General features: G+C 60.3%; 22 protein-coding genes. 19 read left to right on the top strand and 3 right to left on the bottom strand.

Translation table 11 applies throughout. The annotated features are described in order from the left end of the window. Nucleotides 1-14 precede the first annotated feature (14 nt). The 10 genes from ffh to TL5118_RS03965 all read left to right on the top strand — a co-directional run bounded on the left by ffh (nt 15) and on the right by TL5118_RS03965 (nt 6,614). Nucleotides 15-1,547, top strand: coding sequence for a signal recognition particle protein (gene ffh / locus TL5118_RS04010; RefSeq protein WP_058245541.1), 1,533 nt, complete (start codon nt 15-17; stop codon nt 1,545-1,547). Next, a complete protein-coding gene (locus tag TL5118_RS04005) occupies nt 1,548-2,138 on the top strand; it encodes a GNAT family N-acetyltransferase (RefSeq protein ID WP_058245542.1) in 591 nt (196 codons plus the stop codon). Beyond that, complete coding sequence (locus TL5118_RS04000; RefSeq protein ID WP_058245543.1) at nt 2,135-2,680, top strand: GNAT family N-acetyltransferase; 546 nt, start codon at nt 2,135-2,137, stop codon at nt 2,678-2,680. The genes TL5118_RS04005 and TL5118_RS04000 overlap by 4 nt, the downstream gene beginning before the upstream one ends. Continuing rightward, on the top strand, nt 2,677-3,198 hold the full coding sequence (locus TL5118_RS03995; RefSeq protein WP_058245544.1) for a GNAT family N-acetyltransferase: 522 nt from the start codon (nt 2,677-2,679) through the stop codon (nt 3,196-3,198). The genes TL5118_RS04000 and TL5118_RS03995 overlap by 4 nt, the downstream gene beginning before the upstream one ends. Further along, nucleotides 3,198-3,800 carry a GNAT family N-acetyltransferase gene (locus tag TL5118_RS03990; RefSeq protein WP_058245545.1) on the top strand — a complete coding sequence of 201 codons (603 nt, stop codon included), beginning with the start codon at nt 3,198-3,200 and terminating at the stop codon, nt 3,798-3,800. Before TL5118_RS03995 ends, TL5118_RS03990 begins: the two co-directional genes overlap by 1 nt. Next, nucleotides 3,793-4,089, top strand: coding sequence for a chorismate mutase (locus TL5118_RS03985; RefSeq protein ID WP_058245546.1), 297 nt, complete (start codon nt 3,793-3,795; stop codon nt 4,087-4,089). The genes TL5118_RS03990 and TL5118_RS03985 overlap by 8 nt, the downstream gene beginning before the upstream one ends. Before the next feature lie 82 nt (nt 4,090-4,171). After that, nucleotides 4,172-4,537: a 30S ribosomal protein S16 gene (rpsP, locus tag TL5118_RS03980; protein WP_058245547.1), complete on the top strand. Its 366-nt coding sequence runs from the start codon at nt 4,172-4,174 to the stop codon at nt 4,535-4,537. 22 nt (nt 4,538-4,559) lie between these two features. Further along, the gene (gene bluB / locus TL5118_RS03975) at nt 4,560-5,189 is read left to right on the top strand and encodes a 5,6-dimethylbenzimidazole synthase (protein ID WP_058245548.1); all 630 of its coding nucleotides are present in this window, start codon (nt 4,560-4,562) and stop codon (nt 5,187-5,189) included. 84 nt (nt 5,190-5,273) lie between these two features. Next, the gene (rimM, locus tag TL5118_RS03970) at nt 5,274-5,792 is read left to right on the top strand and encodes a ribosome maturation factor RimM (RefSeq protein ID WP_058245549.1); all 519 of its coding nucleotides are present in this window, start codon (nt 5,274-5,276) and stop codon (nt 5,790-5,792) included. A 9-nt stretch (nt 5,793-5,801) separates the two neighbouring features. After that, nucleotides 5,802-6,614 carry a sulfotransferase family protein gene (locus TL5118_RS03965; protein WP_058245550.1) on the top strand — a complete coding sequence of 271 codons (813 nt, stop codon included), beginning with the start codon at nt 5,802-5,804 and terminating at the stop codon, nt 6,612-6,614. On the opposite strand, the gene TL5118_RS03960 is transcribed toward TL5118_RS03965, so the two are convergent. Beyond that, nucleotides 6,611-7,258, bottom strand: a complete 648-nt coding sequence (locus TL5118_RS03960) for a TetR family transcriptional regulator (RefSeq protein WP_058245551.1) — start codon at nt 7,256-7,258, stop codon at nt 6,611-6,613. The two genes, TL5118_RS03965 and TL5118_RS03960, sit on opposite strands and share 4 nt — an antisense overlap. 107 nt (nt 7,259-7,365) lie before the next feature. Here TL5118_RS03960 and TL5118_RS03955 point away from each other — a divergent pair, with 107 nt between their 5' ends. Beyond that, complete coding sequence (locus tag TL5118_RS03955) at nt 7,366-7,968, top strand: NAD(P)H-dependent oxidoreductase (protein ID WP_058245552.1); 603 nt, start codon at nt 7,366-7,368, stop codon at nt 7,966-7,968. 90 nt (nt 7,969-8,058) lie between these two features. Next, entirely contained in the window at nt 8,059-8,868 is an 810-nt protein-coding gene (trmD, locus tag TL5118_RS03950; RefSeq protein WP_058245553.1) for a tRNA (guanosine(37)-N1)-methyltransferase TrmD, read from the top strand. Between the two features lie 6 nt (nt 8,869-8,874). On the opposite strand, the gene TL5118_RS03945 is transcribed toward trmD, so the two are convergent. Next, nucleotides 8,875-9,840, bottom strand: coding sequence for an alpha/beta fold hydrolase (locus tag TL5118_RS03945; RefSeq protein WP_058245554.1), 966 nt, complete (start codon nt 9,838-9,840; stop codon nt 8,875-8,877). Nucleotides 9,841-10,020: 180 nt separating this feature from the next. Between TL5118_RS03945 and TL5118_RS03940 the strand changes: the two genes are divergently transcribed. The 4 genes from TL5118_RS03940 (at nt 10,021) to TL5118_RS03925 (ending at nt 12,344) form a co-directional block, all read left to right on the top strand. Then, entirely contained in the window at nt 10,021-10,356 is a 336-nt protein-coding gene (locus TL5118_RS03940) for a YegP family protein (protein ID WP_058245555.1), read from the top strand. A gap of 276 nt (nt 10,357-10,632) precedes the next feature. After that, nucleotides 10,633-11,013: a 50S ribosomal protein L19 gene (rplS, locus tag TL5118_RS03935; RefSeq protein ID WP_058245556.1), complete on the top strand. Its 381-nt coding sequence runs from the start codon at nt 10,633-10,635 to the stop codon at nt 11,011-11,013. A gap of 11 nt (nt 11,014-11,024) precedes the next feature. After that, complete coding sequence (rpmE, locus tag TL5118_RS03930; protein ID WP_058245557.1) at nt 11,025-11,246, top strand: 50S ribosomal protein L31; 222 nt, start codon at nt 11,025-11,027, stop codon at nt 11,244-11,246. A gap of 288 nt (nt 11,247-11,534) precedes the next feature. Next, nucleotides 11,535-12,344, top strand: a complete 810-nt coding sequence (locus TL5118_RS03925) for a division plane positioning ATPase MipZ (protein ID WP_058245558.1) — start codon at nt 11,535-11,537, stop codon at nt 12,342-12,344. A gap of 19 nt (nt 12,345-12,363) precedes the next feature. On the opposite strand, the gene TL5118_RS03920 is transcribed toward TL5118_RS03925, so the two are convergent. Then, nucleotides 12,364-12,801, bottom strand: a complete 438-nt coding sequence (locus tag TL5118_RS03920; RefSeq protein ID WP_058245559.1) for a MarR family winged helix-turn-helix transcriptional regulator — start codon at nt 12,799-12,801, stop codon at nt 12,364-12,366. 69 nt (nt 12,802-12,870) lie between these two features. On the opposite strand from TL5118_RS03920, the gene hmgA reads away from it, so the two are divergent. From hmgA to fahA, 3 genes are all read left to right on the top strand, one after another. Continuing rightward, nucleotides 12,871-14,232 (top strand): homogentisate 1,2-dioxygenase, encoded by a 1,362-nt coding sequence (gene hmgA / locus TL5118_RS03915; protein WP_058245560.1) that lies wholly within the window; start codon nt 12,871-12,873, stop codon nt 14,230-14,232. 129 nt (nt 14,233-14,361) lie between these two features. Beyond that, nucleotides 14,362-15,222 carry an MBL fold metallo-hydrolase gene (locus TL5118_RS03910; protein WP_058245561.1) on the top strand — a complete coding sequence of 287 codons (861 nt, stop codon included), beginning with the start codon at nt 14,362-14,364 and terminating at the stop codon, nt 15,220-15,222. 9 nt (nt 15,223-15,231) lie between these two features. Then, on the top strand, nt 15,232-16,488 hold the full coding sequence (gene fahA, locus TL5118_RS03905; protein ID WP_058245562.1) for a fumarylacetoacetase: 1,257 nt from the start codon (nt 15,232-15,234) through the stop codon (nt 16,486-16,488). The last annotated feature ends 151 nt before the right edge of the window (nt 16,489-16,639 follow it).

Below are 16,639 nucleotides of genomic sequence, written 5' to 3'. Positions count from 1 at the left end.
TAGGAGCGGCGCCAATGTTTGAAAATCTATCTGAACGCCTTGGCGGTGTCTTTGATCGTCTGACAAAACAGGGCGCGCTGTCCGAAGAGGACGTCAAAACCGCCCTGCGCGAAGTGCGTGTGGCCCTGCTGGAAGCGGACGTTTCGCTGCCGGTGGCCCGTGACTTCGTCAAGAAGGTGCAGGAACAGGCAACTGGTCAGGCCGTGACCAAATCGGTGACCCCCGGCCAGCAGGTCGTGAAGATCGTGCATGACGCGCTGATCGATGTATTGCGCGGCGAAGGCGATCCCGGCGCGCTGAAGGTCGACAACCCGCCTGCCCCGATTCTGATGGTCGGCCTGCAGGGCTCGGGTAAAACCACCACCACCGGTAAGCTGGCCAAACGTCTGAAAGAGAAAGACGGCAAGCGCGTGCTCTTGGCCTCGCTTGACGTTTATCGCCCGGCAGCGATGGATCAGCTGGCCGTTCTGGGTCAGCAGATCGGTGTGGACACCCTACCGATCGTGCCGGGCCAGACCCCGGTTGATATCGCCAAACGCGCCAAACAGCAGGCCACCATGGGCGGCTATGACGTCTACATGCTGGACACCGCGGGCCGTTTGCAGATCGACGAAGTGCTGATGAAAGAGGTTGAGGACGTTCGTGACGTTGTCAGCCCGCGCGAAACCCTCTTGGTGGTTGACGGTCTGACCGGTCAGGTCGCCGTTGAGGTGGCCGAGGAGTTCGACAACAAGATCGGCATCTCCGGCGTTGTCCTGACCCGGATGGACGGTGACGGCCGCGGCGGTGCTGCCCTGTCAATGCGTGCCGTGACTGGCAAGCCAATCAAATACGTCGGTCTTGGCGAAAAGATGGACGCGCTCGAAACCTTCGAGCCGGACCGGATCGCGGGCCGTATCCTTGGCATGGGCGACATCGTTGCCCTGGTGGAAAAGGCGCAGGAAACCATCGAGGCCGAACAGGCCGAGCGGATGATGAAGCGCTTCACCAAAGGTCAGTTCAACATGAACGACCTGAAGATGCAGCTGGAACAGATGCTCAAGATGGGCGGCATGGAAGGCATCATGGGCATGATGCCCGGCATGGGCAAAATGGCCAAGCAGGTGCAGGACGCCGGTATGGACGACAAGGTGATCCAGCGCCAGATCGCGCTGATCCAGTCGATGACCAAGAAAGAACGCGCCAACCCCGCCCTGCTGCAGGCCAGCCGCAAAAAACGGATTGCCGCCGGTGCCGGCCAGCAGGTCAGCGACCTGAACAAACTTCTGAAGATGCACCGCCAGATGGCGGACATGATGAAGAAGATGGGAAAAATGGGCAAAGGCAAGATGATGAAACAGGCCATGAAGGGCCTGATGGGCAAAGGTGCCTCACCGGCTGATATGGCCGCGATGGGCGGCATGGACCCCAGCCAGCTGGACCCGAAAGCCCTGGAAGCGGCCGCCAAAGCCATGGGAGGCGGCAAAGGCCTGCCCGGCGGTCTGCCGGGTCTGGGTGGCATGGGCGGATTGCCCGGCGGCCTCTCTGGTTTCGGAAAGAAGAAATAAGTGAGCAACATTCAGGCATATCCCTGGGAGGCCCCGATTTCGGAGCCTGCAGCGACCCTTGCGGGCCGCTTCTCTCAGCTTGTGCCTGAGCTGGTCACCCAACGGCTGACCCTGCGCGCGCCAACCCTTGCCGATTTCCCGGCCTATGCCGAGATCCTGATGGGCGACCGTGCCGAAGGGCTGGATGGCCCGTTTGACCGCGAAGCGGCGCTCTTGGACTTCTCACAGTATGTGGCGGGCTGGCTGCTGCGCGGCACCGGCCTTTGGGCGGTGGAACGGCGTTCGGATGAGGCGCTGTTGGGCTTTGTGCTGGTCGGCATGGAATATAGCGATCAGGAGCCGGAACTGGGCTACCTGTTCACCGAAGCGGGTGAAGGTCAGGGCTATGCCACCGAAGCCGCAGCCGCCGCGCGTGATTTTGCCCTGCGCGATCTGCACCTGCCGGTGCTGGTCAGCTGCGTTGATCCTGCCAACACCCGCTCGGCCCGTCTGGCTGAACGTCTGGGCGCCCATCTGGATGTGGCCGCCAGCGACGCCGACACCCAGATCTGGCGTCATGCCCCCGTTGTTTCGAAAGGTCCGCTGTCATGAATGTGACCATTCCCACCCTGGAAACCGAACGACTGATCCTGCGCGCGCCTTCGATTGAGGATTTTGAGCCGCTCTGCGCCTTCTACGATTCTGAGCGCGCCCGTTATGTCGGTGGCCAAATGGCCCCGGATCAGGTCTGGCGCCACCTTGCGTTGGAAGCCGGCCACTGGAACCTGATGGGCTATGGCCGCTGGACCCTGGTGGAAAAAGAAACCGGCAAGCCCTGCGGCATGGTCGGCTTGTGGAACCCCGAAGGCTGGCCCGAGGCAGAAATTGGCTGGGACCTGTTTGATGGCTTTGGCCGCAAGGGCTACGCAACCGAGGCGGCGCTGGCCGCCCGCAGCTATGCCTATGACGTTCTGGGCTGGCAGACCGCAATTTCGCTGGTCGCCCCGGAAAACCATGCCTCACGCAAAGTGGCGCAGCGGATGGGTGCCAAACAGGATGGTGTCTTCAACCATGTCCGTTTTGGCGACGTGGAAATCTGGCGCCACATGGCCCCGGCCGATATCGCCGATGGCGGCATGGAGAGCTATGCATGAGCTTTGATCTGCCCATCCCAGCGCTCGAAACCGAGCGTTTGATCCTGCGCCAGCCGCAGGAACGGGATCTGGAAGGCTTGATTGCCTTCTGGGGCAGTGAACGTGCGCAATTCATCGGTGGCCCGCTGAGCCGTCTGGACACCTGGCGCAAGCTGACCTCAATGATCGGTCAGTGGGTGATCAAAGGCTACGGCTTTTACATGCTGGAAGAAAAAACCACCGGCACGGTCGTTGGTGGCACGGGCATTGTTGAGGCCGAAGGCTGGAGCGAACCGGAACTGGGCTGGAACCTTTATGAGGCGGCCGAGGGAAAAGGCTATGCCTTTGAAGCGGCGCAGAAGGTGCGCGAACACGCCGCCGCCACCTGGGGCATCACCGCGCCAATCAGCCATATCGATGCGGGCAACACCCGCTCGATCGCCTTGGCCGAACGGCTGGGCGCGCGCTTTGAACGGGATGGTGACATCTCAGGCCATCCGGTGCGGATCTACCGCCATGCAAAATGGGGGGTAAGCTGATGCCAGTTGAAATCCCTGTTCTGGAAACCCAGCGCTTAGTCCTGCGTGGCCCAACGCCCGAGGCTTACCCCAGCTTCAAGTCGACCTTCACCAGCTACCGCGCCCGTTTCATGGGTGGCCCGCTGAACGATTATGAAACCTGGATGCTTTATGCAGCAGAGATCGGCCATTGGCAGATCCGCGGCTATGGCATGTGGGTGATCTATGACCGCGACAGCGGCAAGACATTGGGCATGGCCGGTGGCTGGAAACCCGCCAAATGGCCTGAGGCCGAGCTGGCCTGGATCATCTGGCCCGAAGTGGCCGGTCACGGCTACGCGCTGGAAGCCACCCATGCGGTGCGTAACTACCTCTATTCCAACATGGGGTGGACCACTGCGGTGTCCTACATCGACCCTAAAAATCTGGATTCGATCCGCCTGGCCGAACGTCTGGGCGCTGAAAAGGACCAAGGCGCCGCCACCGTCGACGGCCATGACATCGTTTACCGCCATCCCACCGCAGACCAACTGGCAGGCAGCCAGCTGAGCCACGGCATTGAGATGGAAATCGCCAACTACGCCGACCCGCTGTTCAAACCGAAAGGATTCGCCCTTGACTGACGCTGTTTCCCGCGCTGCGGAGCTGCTGAAAGAGCACCGCGAAAGCATCGACCGTTTGGACGCCATCCTTGTTTACACCCTGGGGGAGCGCTTCAAGCACACCCAGGCCGTGGGCAAGCTGAAAGCGGCACATGACCTTCCCCCGTCCGATCCGGCCCGTGAGGCCAAGCAGATCGCACGGCTTGAAGATCTGGCAGACCGGGCCGACCTGGACCCCGATTTCGCCAAGAAGTTCCTGAACTTCATCATCGCTGAAGTCATTCAGCACCACAAAAAACACCAGGAGTAACCCCGCCTCCTCCCTCAGGGGAAGCAACTGGAAAACGAATTGCCGGCTCAGCCGGCACACGCCATCTAAAGGAGATCTAACAATGGCAATGAAAATCCGTCTGGCCCGTGGTGGTTCGAAAAAACGTCCTTTCTACCGCGTTGTTGCCGCTGACTCGCGCATGCCGCGTGACGGCCGTTTCATCGAGAAACTGGGCACCTACAACCCGCTGCTGCCGAAAGACAGCGAAGAGCGCGTAAAGCTGAACATGGAACGCGTTCAGTACTGGCTGGACCAGGGCGCTCAGCCGTCCGACCGTGTGTCGCGCTTCCTGGAAGCCGCAGGCGTTCTGGCCAAGAAAGAGCGTAACAACCCTGAGAAAGCCGTACCCGGCAAGAAAGCTCAGGAGCGCGCTGAAGAAAAAGCCGCCAAAGCAGCTGAAGCTGCCGAAGCCGCTGCTGAAGAGTAAGTAACAGACAGGGAGCGCTGGGATGCGGGTCTTCCCAGAAACATTCCAGCGCGATCTGGACGATCTCATGCGGTGGCGGCGCGATGTGCGTCACTTCCGTAAAGATCCTGTTGACGAGGCACTGCTCACGCAGTGCCTCGACGCGTTTTTGAAGGCCCCTTCTGTTGGGCTGTCGGAACCCTGGCGGGTGATCCGGATCGAAAGCGCTGCAGCGCGCGCTGCTGCATTAAAGAATTATCAATCCGCCAATGCCGATGCGCTGGCCGGCTATGGCGATGAAAAGGCCGCGCTTTATGCGCAGCTGAAACTCTCGGGCATGCAGGACGCGCCGGTGCAGCTGGCGGTCTACTGCGACGAAAGCACCGAAAAGGGGTCAGGCCTTGGGGCTGGCACCATGCCGGAAATGCGGCGGTATTCCGTGGTTTCGGCGATCAACCTGTTCTGGCTGGCCGCCCGTGCCCGCGGGATCGGCATGGGCTGGGTTTCCATCCTTGATCCGGACCAGTTGAGCCGGGATTTGGATGTGCCCCAGGACTGGCGTCTGGTGGGCTATCTCTGTGTTGGCTACCCCGCCGAAGACAGCGACACCCCTGAGCTGGAACGCAAAGGCTGGGAAGATCGCCGCGGGCAACTGCCCATCGAGACCCGCTGACCCTGCGGTCACACTGGCGAATTGCCCCTGCCCGCCCAAGGCGTTATCAACGGGGAAACGCCCTGCCGCTTCCTAGGTGATACCATGAGTGAAACTGACGATCTGATCTGTGTGGCCTCCATCGCTGGTGCCTTCGGGGTGCGCGGCGAGGTGCGGCTGAAAAGTTTTACCGCGGAACCAGACGCGATTGCCGATTACAATCCGCTGACCACCGAAGATGGCAGCCGCAGTTTTGAAGTGGGCATCGTTAACACGATCAAAAACGGCCTGTCGGTGCGCCTGTCAGATGTCACCACCAAAGAAGAGGCCGACGCCCTGAAAGGGGTGAAGCTCTACGTGCCGCGCGATCGCCTGCCGTCGCTGCCGGATGATGAATATTACCACACCGATCTGATGGGGCTGGAGGTGTTTGATACTGGCGGCACCAAACTGGGCGTGGTCAAGGCGGTGCAGAACCACGGCGCCGGTGATCTGCTGGAAATCCACGGGCCGGGGCTGAAAACCACGGTGCTGCTGCCCTTCACCCTGGCTGCGGTGCCGACGGTCGATCTGACCTCTGGCCGCATCATCGCGGATCCGCCTGAGGGGCTGTTCCCGGAATAATCCCGATCGATGAGCAGGCGGCGCATTCTGATCCATGCCGGATTTTACAAAACCGGCACCACCAGCCTGCAGGCCCAATTGGCCCGCGTGCAGCAGGATCTAAGCCCGTATTTTCACTATTTCGGCCCCAATAGCCTGCGGGACACTGGCGCTTTGGCACGTGAATTTGGCCGTCACCTGACCGAGGACAGCCGCCGTGCCTTTCGGCGGGGGTTTAACCGCTTTGTTGCGGATCTGCCTGAGGATGGAAATATCGTCATCAGCCGCGAAAACTATGCAGGCATCATGCCCGGGCACCGTGGGCTGGACGGTGAGATCCTGACAGATATCAACCCCGCCGCCCGGATGCTGGCCCGGGATATACGCGCCGGGCTGGAGCGCCGGTTTGGCAACTATATGGATCTGCAGTTTCTCTACTCAGTGCGCGACCGCGACAGCTGGCTGCGGTCTGTCCATGGGCATCAACTGCGCTCCACCCACCTGCGCGATGATCTGATGCGGTTTTCGGATCTGTTCCCCCCGAATTTCGACCTGAAGAAAGACGCCGAAAAGATCGCTAAGGCGCTGGCGCCAACCCCGGTGCATATTCGCGCGCTAGAAGACTATGCCGATCACCACCAAGGGCCTGCCGCGATGATCCTGGAACTGATGAGGGTGCCCGCTGACGTGGTGGCATCGCTGCCACCGGCTGAACCGCAGAACACCGGCCAGTCAGAGGACCTGCGCAGGATCTTTTTGCAGTTGAACCGCCAAGGCCTCAGCCGGGATACGCTGAAGGCGCAGAAGGCAGCCCTGCTGAAGCAGCAAAAAGGCAGCGATTAAGCAGCAAGACTGGCGCGGATCGCCGGGCGCAACATGCGGGTTTTGCACAGGTTCAGCAGATCGCGCGCTTCATCCTCGGGCAGTGCAACAGCCGCACGCACCGCACCGGCAATGGCCCCAACGAATAGCTTCGCCATCACCTCGGCCTCCGCCACCCATTGCGAATCGGCGTCAGGGTGTGTGCGCAGCATCGCCGCCTGCACGGTTTGGACGTGGAGTGCGCAATCCTCCTCATCCAATAGCTGCAGCCGCCGGTCGGCCTGTGTGGCCTGCCAGATCGCAAAGGCGCCGGGCATTTCCAAAAAACAACCATAGTAGCTGTCGACCATTTCCAACATCGCGGCCTCAAAAGAGGCGGCATCCGCAACGGTCGCAAAGAGCGATTGAACGCAGGTCTGACCTTCGCGGTAGAAGCGGTCCGCCAGCGTTGCGATGATCGCAGCCTTGTCGGGAAAGTACTGATAAAGCGAGGCAATTGAGATTTCGGCTGCCGCCGCAATCTCCTTCATCGCGACCGCATCCACCCCCTGCGCGTCGATCAGGCCGGTGGCCTCCTCAAGGATCCGTTCAAACCGTTTCCGGCTGCGCTCCTGCACCGGTTCCTTACGCGGCAGGATCTGCTGAATGGCGGCATCTTCGGGCACGGAATTTCCTTTTCTCAATTGCGTTCTTGACTCTGCCATAAACATGATCATATGTCACGTTATCAAATGTGAGCATTTATCACCTTTTAGGATTGGATGGACAAGTCATGACAACCTCACAAGCAAAACGCATTTTCATCTGGGTCGGACACCCCGCACAAAGCAGCTTGTGTGACGCGCTTGCTGACCGCTATGAGGCCGCAGCGCGCGCCGCTGGCAGCGAAGTACGACGGATGAACCTGGCGAATATGGATTTTGATGACCGCGCTTTCGCCGGCTATGACGGCAAGCGGCTGGAGCTGGAGCCGGACCTGAAAAACTGGCAGGACAATATGACCTGGGCCGATCACGTGCTGATCGTCTACCCCTACTGGTGGGGCGCGATGCCGGGGCGGATGAAATCGGTGCTGGACCGCGCCCTGCTGCCCGGTTTTGCCTTTAAATACAAAGGTCCCAAAAGCCTGCAGTGGAACAAACTGCTGGAGGGCAAGACCGGCGATGTGATCATCACCTCCGATACGCCGCCGCTGCTGGACCGGCTGCTTTATCGCAAACCGGGGCGTCGGGTGATCAGCAATCAGGTTCTAGGCTTCGTTGGGATCAAACCGCGCCGCGTTGTGCAGTTTGGCTCGGTCCGCACGGCCAAACCCGCCAAGATTGAGGGCTGGTTGGATGCCGCCCACAAGTTGGGCGAACGCGCGGCCGCCTAAAGATCCGCTGAGCCCAAGGGCAATCTTCGGCACCTGCTGGGTCAGATGTCGGGATTGCCCCGGCCCCACCCCTCAGGGTAAGAGCGCAGCATGAGCGATACACCCGAACCAAAGCCCAAGTCCCACGGCCGCCTGTCGATCCGGCCCAGCTTCAAACCGCAGGAGCTGATGCAGCACAATCCGCGCCTTGCTGGCGTCTGGACGGCGCGCATCATCACCCTGTTCCCGGATGCCTTCCCCGGTGTTTTGGGCGAAAGTCTGACCGGCCGCGCCCTGCGCGATGGCAAGTGGCAGCTGGAAACCACCAATTTGCGTGACTTCGGCGTTGGCAAACATCGCAACGTGGATGACACGCCCGCAGGCGGCGGCGCCGGCATGGTGCTGCGGCCTGATGTTCTGGGCAATGCAATTGAACAGACCATGCAGGGCGCACGCGGGCGCTGGCCCTTGGTCTACCTGTCGCCGCGCGGGCGTCGGTTTGATCAGGCGATGGCACGCCAATGGGCGGACTGTGATGGCGTCACACTGCTGTGTGGCCGGTTCGAAGGTGTCGATCAGCGGGTGCTGGATCACTACCAGATCCAAGAGGTGTCACTGGGCGATTTTGTCCTGACCGGGGGTGAGATTGCGGCCCAGGCGATGCTGGATGCCACGGTGCGGCTGCTGCCAGATGTGCTGGGCAATGCAGAAAGCATTGAGGATGAAAGCCATTCCAACGGCCTGCTGGAACATCCGCAATACACCCGCCCTGCACAATGGATGGGGCGCGAAATCCCAGAGGTTCTGATGTCAGGCCACCACGGCAAGGTGGACGAATGGCGACATGAGATGGGTGAAAAAATCACCCAAGAGCGCCGCCCCGACATGTGGGAACGCTACCTCACCAACAAAAAGGGCTGAGCCGCCTCAGGGCAACTCCGCCAGAAACGCAGCGTAGATTTTGCCTGACGGCCCCGGCTTGTCGAGCATCGGCAGATGGCCACAGTTGCGCGGTGCGTCGGCCTGCCCGTTGGGCAGTGCTTCTTGCAGCAGCTTCGCCCCTTTGGGGTGGAAGACGCGGTCCTCCTTGCACCAGATCACCAGACTGGGTTGCGCGATATCCGGGGCCAGCTCAATCAGGGGCGGGTTTTCCGTCTGCCACAGCTGCTGCCAGATGGCCGCGTTGGCCTCAGCCTGTGCCGCCTCAGCCTTGGCCCATGTTTGCAGAACTGGTGCGGGCATGAAGGGTGCCTTGGGGAACAGCCATTCCATCCGGGCCTCAAAATCCGCTTCGCTCTGCACCAGAAGTGGCGCGTTGCCAGCTGCTATCGCCTGTTCCATCTCACTTGGCGGATCGGTGGGCACGCCAACCGGGCTGCCGATGAAGGCGACGGAGGCAACCCGCTCAGGATAGCGCGTGGCAATATGGCCTGCGATCTGCCCACCCATGGAATTGGCGCCCAGATGCACCTGATACAGCCCAAGCGCATCAAGGAAGGCGATGACATGTTCCGCCTGCTGCTCATAGGCATAAAGCGCGGGCTGCATCAGCGCATTGTCCCCAAACCCCGGCAGATCCGGCGCAATCACCCGACGATCGGATGAGATCTGGCGGGAAAAATCGATCCAATGCTCCTTGCGGGCAAAAACGCCATGCAGCAAGACCACCGGCAGCCCGGCGCCATCCCCACTGTCGAGGTAGCCCACCTGATAGGGATCGGAATTGACGGTGATTTCGGCCTCCGCCACCTCAAGGCCAGAAACCGCCCGGAGCGTTGCCACCAAATAGCCGGCCGTTGCTTTTGGGGCCAGGCGCGCGGCCAGCGCATATCCAATCCCTGCAGCACCCACCAATAAGATCAGGGCCACAGCCGTCCGTTTCAAAATCCGCATAACATATCCCGATCAAAATCAATGCGCCGTCAGTTAGCCGGGCGGACCAGCCCCCTGTCAAGCTGACCCTAGCGGCACCCGCAACGCTGTTGATCTGCATCGGATTTTGCCGCAATCTCGCAACCATAGCACTATTTGTAGCGCCGCAACGCGCGACGATTTTTGAGGAGACAGACCCTCATGGCAGGCAAATTTGAAATCTATGAAGACAAAGCGGGTGAATACCGCTTCCGTCTGAAAGCAGGCAACGGCGAGATCATTCTGGCCTCGGAAGGCTACAAGCAGAAAGCCAGCTGCGAAAACGGCATCGCCTCGGTGATGAAAAACGCCCCCGAAGATGCGCGCTATGAACGCAAAGAGACCAAATCGGGCAAACATATGTTTAACCTGAAGGCCACCAACGGCCAGGTCATCGGCACCTCGGAAAGCTATGAGAGCACCTCGGGCCGCGACAACGGCATCGAGTCAGTCAAGAAAAACGCCCCTGACGCCAAGATCGACGATCAGACCGCCTGATCCCCCTGTTTTTTAGGGTGGGGCGGCCCGAATAGCGCTTGATCCCAGCGCGGGCTGCCCCTATACACCGCCCGTCTACGGCCGGAATCGGTCTGTGGACCTGTGGGATATGCTCCTGAGTGCTTCTTCGGCCTCACTTCGGACCTGACTTACAGCAAATAAGAAAACGAACTGACCTCTGGCGGGCGCTGCGGCGGACCCGGTCGAAGACCAAGAGCTCTCGGGACGGCACTCACCTTTGCGGGCCAACCGCAAGCAATCATAGGAGATGGTCATATGGACCTGATCGCACAGCTCGAGGCGGAACAAGTTGCCGCCCTGGGGAAAGACATCCCCGACTTCAAAGCCGGTGACACCATCCGTGTCGGCTACAAAGTGACCGAAGGCACCCGCTCGCGTGTTCAGAACTACGAAGGCGTTTGCATCAGCCGTAAAAACGGCGTCGGCATTGCCGGTTCGTTCACCGTTCGCAAGATTTCTTTCGGCGAAGGTGTGGAACGTGTATTCCCGCTGCACTCGACCAACATCGACTCGATCACCGTGATCCGTCGTGGCCGCGTGCGTCGCTCGAAACTGTACTACCTGCGCTCGCGTCGTGGTAAATCCGCACGTATCGCAGAAGTCACCAACTACAAAGCCCCCAAGGCTAAAGCGTAAGGAGCGGATCTATGAAAGCAGATACCCATCCCGACTACCACTTCATCGACGTGAAGATGACCGACGGCACCATCATCAAGATGCGCTCGACCTGGGGCAACGAAGGCGACACTCTGGCGCTGGACATCGACCCCACCGTACACCCGGCTTGGACCGGTGGCGGTGCCCGCCTGCTGGACGCCGGCGGCCGCGTGTCGAAGTTCAAAAACAAATACGCTGGTCTGGGCTTCTAAGCTTTACCAACGATTTGATACGGAAAACCCCGCCATTGAGCGGGGTTTTTTGTTGCCCTATATGCGTCAGCAGAATGCACCCACGAACAAGGGGACAAGACTAACCGGCATCGAAACCAAATCCCAGCACCAAGGCAGGGGGCGAAATCACCCGCGCCCCCTTCCATATTTCTGCAACAGATGCCATTCAGACAGTCCAAAGACAGCAACAAGGCTTTGCAATTGGCCAAGCCCACAATATCCTGTGGGCAATGAGCCGGAACAAGGCAGGTATAGGGACAGAACTCCATGGCGCATATCATTGTCGTCGGCAACGAAAAGGGCGGCGCAGGCAAATCCACCGTGTCGATGCATATCGCAACCGCCCTGGCCCGGATGGGCAAACGTGTGGGCGTGCTGGACCTGGACCTGAGGCAGAAAAGCTTTGGCCGCTATGTTGAGAACCGCCAAGCCTTCATGGAGAAGGCCGGGCTGGATCTGCCGACACCGAATTACCACGAGCTGCCGCAGATCGACCAAAGTGATCTGAAGCCGGGTGAAAACCCCTATGACCACCGCCTGTCCGCGGCCATCGCTTCGCTTGAACCCGATCATGACTTCATCATGATCGATTGCCCCGGGTCGCACACCCGGCTGAGCCAAGTTGCGCATTCGCTGGCCGACACGCTGATCACCCCGCTGAACGACAGCTTTGTGGACTTTGATCTGCTGGCCAAGATCGACGGCGAGGGCAAGAAAATCCAAGGCCCGTCGGTTTATTCAGAAATGGTCTGGAACGCGCGGCAGCTGCGGGCGCAGGCCGGGCTGAAGCCGATCGACTGGATCGTGCTGCGCAACCGTCTGGGCGCGCAGAACATGGTGAACAAGGAAAAGATGGGCAAGGCGCTGGACGATCTGGCCAAGCGCATCGGCTTCCGCGTGGCCCCTGGCTTTAACGAACGCGTCATCTTCCGCGAGCTGTTCCCGCGCGGTCTGACCCTGCTGGACCTGAAGGACATCGGGATTTCCAGCCTCAACATTTCCAACGTGGCAGCCCGTCAGGAGCTGCGCGATCTGATCAAGGCGGTGAACCTGCCGGGGGTTGAGCCGGACTTCTGATCCGGCCCAAAGCTGGGCGCTAGCCCATTCCAGCTAATTTGCGAAGCAACGCACGTAGCCCAACCACCTCTTCCGGGGTGAGGGCTGCGGTCAGCTGACTGTCATATCGTTCGGCCACCTCCAGCAAATCGCGATAGGCGGCCTGTCCCTGCTGGGTCAGCTGCAGATATTCCAGCCTGCGATCTTCCTCCGAGGCCTGACGGGTCAGAAACCGGCGTTCCTCCAGCCGGGCGACGGCGCGACTGATCTTGGTTTTATGCATCTTGGACCGTTGGCCAATTTCCTTGGCCGACATGCGACCATAGATCCCCAGATGAAACAGCACCCGCCATTCCGTGCGCAGCATGCCGTATCGGTCTTTATAGACCTTTTGAAACGCAAGGCTGCTTTCCTCGGCTGCCTGGTTTAAAAGGTAGGGCAGGAAATTCTGTAAATCGAAGTCAGTTTTTTGCGACATTTCACGTCCTCTCCCGTTGTTAGTTACAAAAACAACTATTAACAAAGCAAGCGAAAAGGAGGAGCCGCCATGAACAAGCAAGCCCACCCCCACAGCTTTACCCAAGCCACCAACGCCGAGGGCACCACCCCCGGCTATATGCCCGGTTTCGGCAACGACTTTGAGACCGAGGCCCTGCCCGGCGCCCTGCCGCAGGGGATGAACAGCCCGCAGAAGTGTAACTATGGCCTCTATGGTGAACAGCTGTCCGGCACTGCCTTCACCGCGCCCAGCCATCAGAACGAACGGACCTGGTGCTACCGTATTCGCCCCAGCGTAAAGCATTCGCATCGTTACGAAAAAATCGATCTTCCTTACTGGAAATCCGCGCCGCATGTGGACCCGGATGTAATCTCCCTTGGGCAGTATCGCTGGGATCCGGTGCCGATGGGTGAGCAGGGCCTGACCTGGCTGACCGGCATGCGCACCATGACCACCGCCGGGGATGTGAACACCCAGGTCGGCATGGCAAGCCACATCTATCTGGTGACCGAGTCGATGGTGGACAGCTACTTCTTCTCGGCTGATTCTGAACTGCTGGTGGTGCCGCAAGAAGGCCGCCTGCGATTCTGCACCGAGCTGGGAATCATCGATCTGGCCCCGCAGGAAATCGCCATCCTGCCGCGTGGCCTGCTCTATCGTGTTGAGGTGCTGGAAGGCCCCTGCCGCGGCTTTGTCTGCGAAAACTATGGTCAGAAGTTTGAACTGCCCGGCCGTGGCCCGATCGGCGCCAACTGCATGGCCAACCGCCGCGATTTCAAATCGCCGGTGGCCGCCTTTGAGGACCGCGAAGCGCCTTCGACCGTGACGATCAAATGGTGCGGCCAGTTCCACGAAACCAAGATCGGCCATTCGCCGCTGGATGTGGTCGCCTGGCACGGCAACTACGCCCCGGTGAAATACGATCTGACCACCTACTGCCCGGTCGGTTCGATCCTGTTTGACCACCCCGATCCGTCAATCTTCACCGTGCTGACTGCGCCCTCGGGTGTGCCGGGCACCGCCAACATCGACTTTGTGCTGTTCCGTGAACGCTGGATGGTGATGGAAGATACCTTCCGCCCGCCGTGGTATCACAAGAACATCATGTCCGAGCTGATGGGCAACATCTACGGCCAGTATGACGCCAAACCGCAGGGCTTCATCCCCGGTGGCATGTCGCTGCACAATATGATGATCCCCCATGGGCCGGACAAAAACGCCTTTGAGGGCGCGTCCAACGCGGATCTTCAGCCGGAGAAACTGGATAACACCATGTCCTTCATGTTCGAGACCCGCTTCCCGCAGCACCTGACCGGTTTTGCCGCCAATGAGGCGCCGCTGCAGGACGATTACATCGACTGCTGGTCCGATCTGGAGAAGAAGTTCGACGGCACGCCCGGCAAAAAGTGACGTTTGGAATGCGTTATGGGGTCAGGGGGGCGTTGCCCCCTTGGCCTTTGGCCAATTCCCCCAGAGTATTTCCGACAAGATGAATAGCAGGGAATCACGAAGGCACATTTCGTGAATAAGGTGAATGAGATGAGCGAGAACCGTGTGGTCCTTCTGGGCACCAAAGGCGGGCCGGCAATCCGGCCGGGCACAAGAATGCCGACCTCCTCCCTCGTGCAGATTGACGGATTCACCGTGTTGGTGGACGCAGGTCTGGGCTGCACCCGGGGGCTGTGTGACGCCGGTGTGGCGCTGACTGATTTGGACGCGATTGTTATCACCCATCTGCATTCAGACCACTACCTGGAGCTGGGACCACTGTTCCACACCGCCTGGACCGCCGGTTTGAACAAGCCCGTTCCGGTGATCGGGCCGGACGGTCTGGATCGCTATTGGCAGGGATTTCTCGCCTCAATGGAGTTCGACATCTCACTGCGTTTGCGCGATGAGGGACGGCCCGAACTGGCACCGCTGGCGGAGATTTCGGTGATTGCCGAGGGCGCGCAGGCGCTGGGACCTTTGACCATGAAGGTGCTGCGCAACGCACATCCGCCGATCGAGGATAGTTTTGCCCTGCGGTTTGACGGCGGCACCTGCAGCGCTGTGATCTCAGGCGACACCGCGCCGATCCCTGAAATGGTGCCTTTTGCCGAAGGCGCTGACATTTTGGTGCATGAGGCGATGCTGTCCGCCGGCATTGAGGCACTCTGTGCCCGTGTTGGCAACGGCGATGACCGGTTGCGCATCCACCTTGAACGCAGTCATGCCCCTGCCGATCAGGTTGGCCGCATCGCCCAAGAGGCCGGTGTGAAACAGCTGGCGCTCAATCACCTCGTCCCCTGTGACGACCCGAATTTCACTGAGACCCACTGGCGGGACGAAACCCGCCGCGGATGGTCAGGCCCCTTGTTCATAGGGACCGACGGGATGGCCATTTCGCTAGATACGTAAGGAAACGCAATGACTCTGATGAAAAGCTGGGTGGCCTCCGCCAATAGCGCTGACAGCCAATTCCCCCTGAACAACCTGCCCTATGGCGTCTTCTCCACCGGTGAGGAAGAGCCGCGCTGTGGTGTGGCCATTGGCGACATGATCCTGGATCTTGCCGCTGCGGAAGAGGCCGGTCTGGTGGAACTGGCCGAAGATCCGGTGCTGGACGTGCCGTTCTGGAATGAGGTGATGGAACTGGGCCCCGAGGCCTGGGATGCCCTGCGCGCGCGGCTGATCCAACTGCTGGCAGAAAACAGCGGCGAACGTGCGGCTGTGGAACCCATGCTGGTGGCGCAGGCGGATGCGGTGATGCACATGCCCTTCCTCGTCAGCGAATACACCGATTTCTACGCGGGCAAACACCACGCCTTCAACGTCGGCACCATGTTCCGTGGCCCTGAAAACGCGCTGCCGCCAAACTGGCTGCATATCCCAATCGGCTATAACGGCCGCGCCTCCTCGGTGGTGGTTTCGGGCACTGACATTCGCCGCCCCTGGGGCCAGCTGAAAGGCCCGAACGATGAGATGCCGCGCTTTGCCCCCTGTGCGCGCTTCGACATCGAGTTGGAAATGGGCGCCATTGTTGGGAAGAACACCGATGGCCCGATCACAGTGCAAGAAGCGGATGATGCGATCTTTGGCTATGTGCTGCTGAACGACTGGTCGGCGCGTGACATTCAGGCCTGGGAATACCAGCCGCTGGGCCCGTTCCAGGCAAAGGCAACCGCCACCTCGATCAGCCCCTGGATCGTGACCAAAGCGGCGCTGGAGCCCTTCCGCACCACCACGCCGGAACGCGAAAAGGATCTGCTGCCCTATTTGGCGGAACCGACGCCAATGCTTTATGACATCGATCTGGCGGTCAGCCTGCAGGCTGAGGGTGGCCAAGAGCACACCATTGCGCGCACAAACTACAGCCGGATGTATTACTCGGCCGCGCAGCAGTTTGCTCATCACACCACCTCGGGCTGCGCGATGAATGTCGGCGACCTTCTGGGCTCCGGCACCATTTCCGGCCCAACCAAAGACGAACGCGGATCGCTCCTTGAGCTTAGCTGGGGCGGCAAGGAGCCGCTGGAGATCGCCCAAGGTCTGACCCGCAGCTTTATCGAGGACGGCGATACGCTGACCCTGAAAGGCGCCGCCAAAGGTGACGGATACCAGATCGGCTTCGGCACTTGCAGCGGCACCCTGCTGCCGGCGCTGGCTGATCCTTACAAACGCTGATCCTTTCAGCGTTCCCGAAATACTCCCGCCGGAGGCATCCTAACTTGCCTCTGGCACCGCATATGAAAACCGCTGCGACGCCGCTTCACACACTGCATCCGTGAGGCAACCTTCAAGCGTCAGGAAAGGCAGCAAACCCCAAGGAGGACAC

This window comes from Thalassovita autumnalis (genome assembly GCF_001458255.1).
GTDB lineage: Bacteria > Pseudomonadota > Alphaproteobacteria > Rhodobacterales > Rhodobacteraceae > Thalassobius > Thalassobius autumnalis.
Note: the sequence above shows the minus strand (reverse complement) of the source record. Positions and strands in the feature narration are given on the sequence as shown.

Bases quoted from the DNA above. Each gene is read 5' to 3' on its own strand.
- TL5118_RS04000 (WP_058245543.1), top strand. From the start codon at position 2,135: ATGAATGTGACCATTCCCACCCTGGAAACCGAACGACTGATCCTGCGC.
- TL5118_RS03990 (WP_058245545.1), top strand. From the start codon at position 3,198: ATGCCAGTTGAAATCCCTGTTCTGGAAACCCAGCGCTTAGTCCTGCGT.
- TL5118_RS03995 (WP_058245544.1), top strand. From the start codon at position 2,677: ATGAGCTTTGATCTGCCCATCCCAGCGCTCGAAACCGAGCGTTTGATC.
- fahA (WP_058245562.1), top strand. From the start codon at position 15,232: ATGACTCTGATGAAAAGCTGGGTGGCCTCCGCCAATAGCGCTGACAGC.
- rpmE (WP_058245557.1), top strand. From the start codon at position 11,025: ATGAAAGCAGATACCCATCCCGACTACCACTTCATCGACGTGAAGATG.
- TL5118_RS03910 (WP_058245561.1), top strand. From the start codon at position 14,362: ATGAGCGAGAACCGTGTGGTCCTTCTGGGCACCAAAGGCGGGCCGGCA.
- TL5118_RS03940 (WP_058245555.1), top strand. From the start codon at position 10,021: ATGGCAGGCAAATTTGAAATCTATGAAGACAAAGCGGGTGAATACCGC.
- ffh (WP_058245541.1), top strand. From the start codon at position 15: ATGTTTGAAAATCTATCTGAACGCCTTGGCGGTGTCTTTGATCGTCTG.
- trmD (WP_058245553.1), top strand. From the start codon at position 8,059: ATGAGCGATACACCCGAACCAAAGCCCAAGTCCCACGGCCGCCTGTCG.
- TL5118_RS03920 (WP_058245559.1), bottom strand. From the start codon at position 12,801: ATGTCGCAAAAAACTGACTTCGATTTACAGAATTTCCTGCCCTACCTT.
- rpsP (WP_058245547.1), top strand. From the start codon at position 4,172: ATGGCAATGAAAATCCGTCTGGCCCGTGGTGGTTCGAAAAAACGTCCT.
- bluB (WP_058245548.1), top strand. From the start codon at position 4,560: ATGCGGGTCTTCCCAGAAACATTCCAGCGCGATCTGGACGATCTCATG.
- rimM (WP_058245549.1), top strand. From the start codon at position 5,274: ATGAGTGAAACTGACGATCTGATCTGTGTGGCCTCCATCGCTGGTGCC.
- TL5118_RS03955 (WP_058245552.1), top strand. From the start codon at position 7,366: ATGACAACCTCACAAGCAAAACGCATTTTCATCTGGGTCGGACACCCC.
- TL5118_RS03965 (WP_058245550.1), top strand. From the start codon at position 5,802: ATGAGCAGGCGGCGCATTCTGATCCATGCCGGATTTTACAAAACCGGC.
- rplS (WP_058245556.1), top strand. From the start codon at position 10,633: ATGGACCTGATCGCACAGCTCGAGGCGGAACAAGTTGCCGCCCTGGGG.
- hmgA (WP_058245560.1), top strand. From the start codon at position 12,871: ATGAACAAGCAAGCCCACCCCCACAGCTTTACCCAAGCCACCAACGCC.
- TL5118_RS03945 (WP_058245554.1), bottom strand. From the start codon at position 9,840: ATGCGGATTTTGAAACGGACGGCTGTGGCCCTGATCTTATTGGTGGGT.
- TL5118_RS03925 (WP_058245558.1), top strand. From the start codon at position 11,535: ATGGCGCATATCATTGTCGTCGGCAACGAAAAGGGCGGCGCAGGCAAA.